Annotated in this window: 1 protein-coding gene; it reads right to left on the reverse strand. The window is 37.9% G+C overall.

All coding sequences use genetic code 11. The features are described from left to right. Positions 1-214 (reverse strand): hypothetical protein (locus SMIDD26_RS13445; protein ID WP_246747051.1); only part of this gene is annotated, 214 nt, incomplete at both ends.

Genomic DNA, 214 nt, shown 5'->3' on the forward strand with positions numbered 1-214 from the left:
GGTTTGGCGTTTGCCTGGTGCTGCGTTCACTAAGTTTTGTAGTGGAGTCTTATCCACTAACTCCGTTGCCTGAATATTATTAGTTGAAAAGCGTGATTCTAATCCTTCATAATAAGTTTCATTTGTTCCTTTTTTTGTATATTTTACAACAAGTTTAAGTACAGCTGTCCCTACTGGTCTCCTTAGTATATTCAGGCGGAACGAAGGTAAATGT

Origin of the sequence: Streptococcus mitis (assembly GCF_001579035.1) — a bacterium.
In the GTDB taxonomy this organism is placed as follows: domain Bacteria; phylum Bacillota; class Bacilli; order Lactobacillales; family Streptococcaceae; genus Streptococcus; species Streptococcus mitis_J.